5 protein-coding genes are annotated in these 6,993 nt (G+C 71.2%); 3 read left to right on the forward strand and 2 right to left on the reverse strand.

Annotated features, from left to right (window positions below; all coding sequences use genetic code 11):
• The coding region (locus HUW36_RS21875) for an ABC transporter ATP-binding protein (RefSeq protein ID WP_174529886.1) at positions 1-788 on the reverse strand (788 nt) is incomplete at its 3' end.
• A 287-nt stretch (positions 789-1,075) separates the two neighbouring features.
• On the opposite strand from HUW36_RS21875, the gene HUW36_RS21880 reads away from it, so the two are divergent.
• Together HUW36_RS21880 and HUW36_RS21885 are read left to right on the forward strand one after the other, a co-directional pair.
• Positions 1,076-2,104 carry an ABC transporter substrate-binding protein gene (locus tag HUW36_RS21880; RefSeq protein WP_174529887.1) on the forward strand — a complete coding sequence of 343 codons (1,029 nt, stop codon included), beginning with the start codon at positions 1,076-1,078 and terminating at the stop codon, positions 2,102-2,104.
• 156 nt (positions 2,105-2,260) lie between these two features.
• Positions 2,261-3,049, forward strand: coding sequence for an ABC transporter permease (locus tag HUW36_RS21885; RefSeq protein ID WP_246248265.1), 789 nt, complete (start codon positions 2,261-2,263; stop codon positions 3,047-3,049).
• A 230-nt stretch (positions 3,050-3,279) separates the two neighbouring features.
• Here HUW36_RS21885 and HUW36_RS21890 read toward each other — a convergent pair whose 3' ends face one another.
• Complete coding sequence (locus tag HUW36_RS21890; RefSeq protein WP_174529889.1) at positions 3,280-4,461, reverse strand: ABC transporter substrate-binding protein; 1,182 nt, start codon at positions 4,459-4,461, stop codon at positions 3,280-3,282.
• A 447-nt stretch (positions 4,462-4,908) separates the two neighbouring features.
• Here HUW36_RS21890 and HUW36_RS21895 point away from each other — a divergent pair.
• Positions 4,909-6,993, forward strand: a 2,085-nt coding sequence (locus HUW36_RS21895) for a sensor histidine kinase (protein WP_174529890.1), incomplete at its 3' end; no start/stop codon positions are given.

Consider the following 6,993-nt stretch of genomic DNA (forward strand, 5'->3'; position numbering starts at 1 on the left):
CCCGCCGGGCCGGCCGACGCGGGTACGCCCGCGGCGTCCCGCTCCATCAGCAGTTCGTGCAGCTCGGCGCTGATCCGCGCGACGTCGGCCAGGTGCGCGTGCCGGCCCAGGGTGCGGGGCCGGGGCACGGCCACCTCGACCACCTCGCGGATCCGGCCGGGACGGGGGCTGAGCACGACCACCCGGTCGGCCAGCAGCACCGCCTCGTCGATCGAGTGGGTGACGAAGACGATGGTGGCCTTCGTGTCCATGTGCACCCGCTGCAACTCCCCGGAGAGCTCCTCCCGGGTCAGCGCGTCGAGCGCGGAGAACGGCTCGTCCATCAGCATCACCCGGGGCGAGCCGATCAGGGAGCGGCAGAGCGAGACGCGCTGCTGCATGCCGCCGGACAGCTCGTGCGGCAGGCGCTTCTCGAAGCCGCCCAGCCCGGCCATCTCCAGCAGCTCGCGGGCCCGGTCGCGGTGCCTGGCCCGGCTCCAGCCGAAGATCTCCACCGGCAGCAGGACGTTGTCGAGCACCGTGCGCCAGGGCAGCAGGGCCGGCCGCTGGAACAGCATGGCCACGTCCCGGCGCGGCCTCGTGATCGGCGTGCCGGCGACCGTGATCTCACCGGCGGTGACCGGCAGCAGCCCGGCGATCATGCGCAGCAGGGTGGACTTGCCGCAGCCCGACCGGCCCAGCACGGCGACGAACTCACCCTCGGCGACGTCGAGGTCGATGCCGCGCAGCGCCTCCACCCGCCCGGATCGGCCGTCGAAGGTGCGGGACACCCCGGACAGTCGGATCATCTCCCGCCGGCTCCCTTCCCACTTCGTCGCGAACGTGAGCCGGGCTAGCGTAGCGGGGTGTGTGCTTATAGCACCGTCCGGGGTGGACGTCAGTCCGCTTTCCGTCACGCAACTTCGTTTCCTTTCCGCAACCCGGACGGTTGCGGCGCGTCATCAGCCTTCTCGTACGCTGTTGCGCGCGAAGAGTCCCCTCACGACGGTCCCGTTGGCTGCCCCTCCTGCCGACCCCGTCGGACCCACGACCCGACCGGCGAAGAAGTCCTGGTCGGAAAGGACATGGTGCACTGATGAGAAGGTTGACCCGTACGGTCGCCGCCGCGGCGCTGGCGACCGCCCTCGCCCTCGTCGGCGGCTGCAGCAGCGACTCGGACAAGTCCGAGGGCGGCGGCGGCAGCGGCGCGGCGCTGGAGAAGGTGACCTACCTCACCTCGTTCGGCAACTTCGGCCGTGACTCCTACGCCTGGGTGGCGAAGGACAAGGGCTTCTTCAAGGAGGCCGGCTTCGACGTCGACATCAAGCCCGGCCAGGGCACCGGTTCCGTCATCCAGACCATCACCGGCGGCCAGGCCGACTTCGGCCCGATCGACCTGACCGGTGGCATCCTCCAGCTCGGCAACGGCCAGGCCAAGGACTTCGTCGCGGTGGCCGCGATCCAGCAGCGCACCATGGCGGCGATCGTCACGGTCGAGGGCAAGAACATCGCCACCCCGAAGGACCTCGAGGGCAAGAAGCTCGCCGACACCCCGACCTCCGTCGTGCGCAACCTCTTCCCGACGTACGCCCGGCTGGCCGGCATCGACGGCAGCAAGGTGACCTGGGTCAACGGTGAGGCGCAGGGCCTGATCGGCATGCTCGGCTCGGGCTCGGTGGACGGCATCGGCCAGTTCGTCGTCGGCCAGCCGACGGTCGAGGCGGTGGCCAAGAAGAAGCCGGTCGTGCTGCCCTACAGCAACGTGATGCAGGACCTCTACGGCAACGCGCTGATCACCTCCAGCAAGATCGCCAAGGAGAAGCCGGAGATGGTCAAGAAGTTCACGGCCGCTCTGCTCAAGGGCCTGGAGTACTCCCTGGAGCACCCGGACGAGGCGGGCGAGATCCTGAAGAAGAACGTGCCGGCCGCGAACCCGGGTGCGTCCGCTGCGGAGCTGCGGTTGATGGCCGCGTACGTGCGGTCGAGCAACTCCGGCACCGCGATCGGCACCCTGGACAGCGGCCGGGTGGCCAAGAGCATCGCGCTGCTCCAGGGTGCGGGCGCGCTCAAGCAGAACCTCACCCCGGACCAGATCATCGACTTCAACCTCGCGCCGAAGGCCTGACCGGTCGGCTCGGGTCACGGGGGTGCGCCCCGCCGGAACACCCGGTGGGGCGCACCCCCTTCGCGTGCCGGTCGTCCCGACCGGCCGAGAGAGGAGGACACGTTGACGCAGTTGACCGAGGCCCGCCCCGGTGCGCCGGAGGAGCCGGTCCCGTCCGTGCGGGCCCGGCGCGGCCCGGCGGTACGCCCGGCGGCGGTCGGGTTGCCGGCGCTGGGACTGGTCGTCGCGGTGGCCGCCTGGTGGCTGGTCACCTCGGGGCTGCACCTGGTGCACCCGGTCGCGCTGCCGCCGCCCCAGGACGTGGCCCGTTCGCTGGCGTCCACCACCGAGGTGCTGCTGCCGGCGCTGGGCATCACCACCTGGATGACCCTGGCCGGCTTCCTGCTCTCGGCGGCCGTCGGCGTGCTGATCGGGACGGCGCTGGCCGCGTCGAGCCGGGTGGAGCGGATGTTCGCGCCGCTGCTGGTGGCGGTCAACGCGGTCCCGAAGATCGCCTTCGGTCCGCTGCTCGTGGTGGCCGTGGGCTTCGGCCAGAAGCCCATCCTGACGATGGTGTTCCTGCTCTGCTTCTTCCCGATCGTGCTCTCCACCGCCACCGGGTTGACCACCACCCCGGCCGACCTGGCAGAGCTGGGCCGGTCGCTCAACGCGTCCTGGTGGCAGTCGTTCCGCAAGGTGCGCTTCCCGGCCGCCCTGCCGCAGATCTTCGTCGGCCTCAAGGTGGCCATGCCGCTGGCCGCGATCGGCGCGGTGATCGGGGAGTTCTACTCGGACCGGCCCGGCCTGGGCTACCAGATCCTGCAGTACAACGGCGTGGGCGACACCGCGACCGCCTGGGCGGCCATCGTGCTGGTGGCGCTGATGAGCATCGTGCTCTACGCGGTGCTGAGCCTGATCGAGCGCCTCGCCCTCCCGTGGGTCCGGGCCACCACCTCCGCCCGCTGACCCCCGGGGACCACCGTCGACCGGGGCCGGCCCGACCCACCCCGTCGACCGGGAACCCGACCCCGCCGACCGAGAACCCGACGTCGACCGGGGACGCCGACAGATCGAGCACAACCCACGGTCGGCGGCCGACCACGACAGGTGTGGCCCCACCGCAACCGGCGTAGGGATCAAGCCTGACCGCCCGGAGCCGGTTGCGGTGGGGCCACACCCCCACCGCGACAGGAAAATCAGCCGGCGAGCCGCCACCGACCCCCACGAGCCACCAACGTCGTCAACGCCTGCGGCATCAGCCCGGAGTGGTTGTCCGGGGTCATCCGGATCGGCCCGGAGAGGCCGTCGAGCTGTGCGGTCTCCAGCACGTCGCGCAGCGCGTCCCGGTTCACCTCGCCCGGCTCCCCGCCGGCGCGCTGCTCGGCGTCGGCGATGAGTTGCACCGCGTCCGCGGCGAACGAGGAGAAGCCGTTGTAGCCGCCGAACCGGGCGGTGTAGTCCTGGAACCACTGCCGCCGGGCCGCCTTGGCCGGGGTGGTGGCGATGACGTCGTCGATCACCATCGTCTGGGTGAAGATGAGCGTGGCCTGCTCGGTGGAGCGGGCCGACGGACCCAGGAACAGGTCACCGGCCGCCGAGGCGTCGAAGAAGAACGACCCGCCGAACTTGCTCTGCCGGGCGGTGGTGGCGGCCAGCGTCGCCTGCTCCGGCGTGGTCCAGAGGATCAGGGCCTGCGGCTTCTTGGCGAGCAGGTCGGTGATCTGGGTGCTCACCTCGGTGTCGGTGGTGCGTACCGACTCGGCGCCCACGAGCCGCACCGTGGTCTTGCCGAAATCGCGCCGCAGCGCGGTCAGCCCCTCCTGGCCGTAGCCGTCGGCGCTGTGCAGCACGGCCACCTTGCGGATCTGGCGCCGGCTCAGTTCGGTGGTGAGCGCCGCCGCGCTGTCGGCCGCATTCGGCGCCAGCTTGAAGACGTACCGGCGCTGGTCGACCGGTTCGGTGACCGCGCCGGCCGAGGCGAGCGCGATGGTCGGAATGCGCTTGTCGCCGATCGTGCGGGCAGCCCCGACGGCGCATTCGTTGCAACTGCCCATGATGACCGCGCTCACCTCTGAGTCGGCGCTGAAATCGTTGATGTTCCGCAAGGACTCGGCCGCGTCGGAGCGGTTGTCCTTGACCTTCAGCTTGATCTGCCGGCCACCCAGCGCGCCCGAGGCGTTCAGCTGGTCGACCTTCAGTTCCAGGGCTCTTTGGTAGACCTTGCCGATCGGCGCGGAAGCGCCGGAGAGTTCGAGGTCGGCGGCGATCACGATCGGGCTGGTGTCCTGCGGTTCCCCGCCGATCCCGCAGCCGGTGAGCGTGGTGGCCAGCACGGCCGATGCGAGCACCGCGATGCTCGCGGAGCGGATGGGGCTCAACTCAGTCCTCCAGGTGCGGCGCGGGTCGACGCCCGATCACCGCCGCTCGTCCGTCCTCAGTGGAGGATCGGGATTGGTGTGCCGTACGGTGTGCGCGAAGCCTGCAAAACCTTGCCAATGCCGGGCCCTGTGGTCAAGCGCGGGCGCCGGAAGCCGTTTCGGGACGCCCATCCCACATGCTGGGGACACGAAACGTTAACTGACAATTACTGCGCAGATGCGCGTGACCACTCTGGAGTGACATCCCCTGTTCAGGGGGTTGGAGAAAAGAAGGTATTAGGTGATCGGATCTCGGGTTGAGTCGACCCCGACCGTTTCCTGCCTCACTGCGGCTTCCCAAACAGGATCTCGTCTGATGAAATCGCGGCCGTGCCGCGCGTGGCGCTGGCCGCTGCACCAGGCACGGGTCAGCGGGTCGCGCGTGGAAGAAACGACGGAGGCGATGTCGTGAGCACCGGACCTACGACCCTGCCCGGGAGCCCCAACGCCGAACAGCGGAACCGGCGACGGCGCCTGCCCAGGCTGCGTGACGCGCGGATCCGCTCCAAGCTCGCCCTCATCCTGGTCGTTCCGGTCGCCGCTGTCATTGCACTGGCAACTATCCGACTCATTTCCGTGGGCCAGGGCGCCTACGAGGCGGACCAGGTCCGCGCGCTCACCGCGGTCTCGGTCGACGTCTCGGCGCTCACTCAGGACCTGCACAAGGAGCGGATGGCGGCGGCGGTGTTCCTGGCCGACCCGGAGCAGAAGCCGGACGACTACAACCTGCGGGTGCGCCGCACCGACGAGCGGATCGCCGCGTACCGCGAGGAGCGCGACAAGCTCGGCGACGTGTCGGCCGCGATCCGGGGCCGGCTCAAGGTGATCGACGACCACCTGGCCACCCTCAACGGCACCCGCCAGGAGGTGCTCGACCGCCTGCAGATGCCGGTGGCCGAGGCGAGCCTGCGCTACGGGATCGTCCTCGACGACCTGGTCGCGTACGGCGACGCGCTGGCCCAGCAGCCGGGCGCGGAGAGCCTCGCCGACGCCCGTCGGGCGGTGGCCGCGTTCGCCCACGCCAAGGCCGAGGTGGCGGAGGAGCAGGCGGTCGCGTTCACCGCGCTCGCCGCCGGCGGCCGGATCGACGAGGAGCAGTTCTCCTCCTTCGTCGCCACCCTGACCGGCCAGCAGGAGGCGCTGCTCGCCTTCTCCCGCGCCGCCGCCCCGGAGCAGCGGGCCCTGGTGGACCGGACCGTCTCCGGCGACGCGGTGCAGCTCGCCGACCGGGTCGCCACCGACCTGTCCCGGTCCGTCGGCAGGCCCGCGCAGGTCACCCGGGACGAGGCGTCCGCCGCCATCGGCGCCGTCGACGACCTGATGCGGTGGGCGGAGATCCAGCTCCTGGACGAGCTGCTGGCCGACGCCGACGCGGTGCGCTCGGACGTGATCCGGCAGGCCTTCGTGGAGAGCCTGCTCGTGCTGCTCACGCTGGCCGTCGCCGTCACGCTCGCCGTGGTGCTCGCCCGCTCGCTCAACGACTCGCTGCGCCGGCTGCGCGAGGGCGCGCTCTCGGTGGCCAACCACGACCTGCCGGACGCGGTGAGCCGGCTGCAGAACGTCAACGCCATCGGCGACGGCGGCGTGGACGAGATCGTCCAGCAGGTCCGGGACCCGATCAAGCTGTCCAACCGGGACGAGGTCGGCCAGGTGGCGGTGGCCTTCAACGTGGTCCACCGGGAGGCGGTCCGGGTCGCCGCCGAGCAGGCCGCGCTGCGTACCAGCGTCTCGGCGATGTTCCTCAACCTGGCCCGCCGCTCGCAGAGCCTGGTCGACCGGATGATCGGCGAGCTGGACGCGATCGAGCGCGGCGAGGAGGACCCGAAGCGGCTGGCCCAGCTCTTCGAGCTGGACCACCTGGCCACCCGGATGCGCCGCAACGACGAGAACCTGCTGGTCCTCGCCGGGGCCGACTCCGCGGTGCCGCGCCGGGACGACGCGCTGCTGGTCGACGTGCTGCGCGCCGCCCAGTCCGAGGTCGAGCTCTACAACCGGATCGAGTTCGGCACCGTCGACACCGACATCTCGGTCGCCGCGCACGCCGTCAACGACGTGGTCCGGCTGGTGGCCGAACTGCTCGACAACGCCACCCGGTTCTCGCCACCGAACACCTCGGTGGTGGCCGACGGCCGCCGGATCCGCGACTACGTGCTGATCCAGATCGAGGACCGGGGCCTGGGCCTCAGCGACGAGCAGCTCGACTCGCTCAACCGGCGGCTGGCCGCGCCGCCGACCGTCGACGTGGCCGCGTTCCGGCTGATGGGTCTGGCCGTGGTCAGCCGGCTCGCCTCCCGCTACGGGATCCGGGTCGAGCTGCGCCGCAACGTCGAGGGCGGCACGGTCGCCCAGGTGACGCTGCCGAACTCGACGGTCGTGCTGCCGGTCAACCGGGGTCAGGCCCCGCTGACCCGGCCGCGTCAGCCGCTCGCCGTCGAGCAGTCGCCGCTGAGCCAGGTCGGCGCCGCCGACGCGCTGGCCGGCGCCGGCCGGGGC

The organism is Micromonospora maritima, from assembly GCF_902825405.1.
Taxonomy (GTDB): Bacteria; Actinomycetota; Actinomycetes; order Mycobacteriales; family Micromonosporaceae; genus Micromonospora; species Micromonospora maritima.

Coding starts and splice junctions, on each gene's coding strand:
- HUW36_RS21880 (WP_174529887.1), top strand. CDS start 1,076: ATGAGAAGGTTGACCCGTACGGTCGCCGCCGCGGCGCTGGCGACCGCC.